The organism is Pedobacter sp. 05L430 (genome assembly GCF_056397585.1).
Window position 1 is genome coordinate 1 of sequence record NZ_JBFTNT010000594.1, and the last position, 742, is coordinate 742.

The window sequence follows — 742 nt, forward strand, 5'->3', positions numbered from 1 at the left end:
TTTTTTTTGCAGGCAGTATATGAAGTAGCAGAATCAATAATACCCTTTAGTGAAAAGAATTCTAAGTATAAAATAAACAAGATTTTAGAAAGAATTGCGGAGCCGGAAAGGGTTATCATTTTTAGAGTGCCTTGGTTGAATGATAAAGGTGAAGTTGAAATTAATCGTGGGTTTAGGGTTCAAATGAACAGCGCAATTGGTCCATATAAAGGAGGTTTGCGCTTTCACCCATCTGTAAACTTAAGTGTACTTAAGTTCCTTGCGTTTGAACAAGTATTTAAGAACAGCCTTACCGGGTTGCCTATGGGTGGGGGTAAAGGAGGTTCAGATTTTGACCCAAAAGGGAAATCTGATGCTGAGGTGATGAAATTCTGCCAAAGTTTTATGACCGAATTATATCGCCATGTTGGTGCTGATATTGATGTTCCTGCCGGAGATATTGGTGTAGGGGCAAGAGAAATAGGATTTCTGTTTGGTCAGTATAAGCGCATCAGAGGCGAATTTACAGGGGTTTTAACAGGAAAAGGGTTTGAGTGGGGAGGAAGTTTAATTCGTCCTGAAGCAACTGGCTACGGTGTGGTATACTTCGTTGAAGAGATGCTGAAGCTGAAAGGTGATTCTTTAAAAGGAAAAAACGTTGTCATTTCAGGTTCTGGAAATGTTGCTCAATATACAGCAGAGAAATGTATAGAAGTAGGGGCAAAGGTATTGACCTTGTCAGATTCGGAAGGTTTTGTTTATG

1 protein-coding gene is annotated in these 742 nt (G+C 39.6%); it reads left to right on the forward strand.

What is annotated here, in order from left to right:
• Positions 1 to 742 (forward strand): Glu/Leu/Phe/Val dehydrogenase dimerization domain-containing protein (locus AC1DG9_RS27510; RefSeq protein WP_477635755.1); only part of this gene is annotated, 742 nt, incomplete at both ends.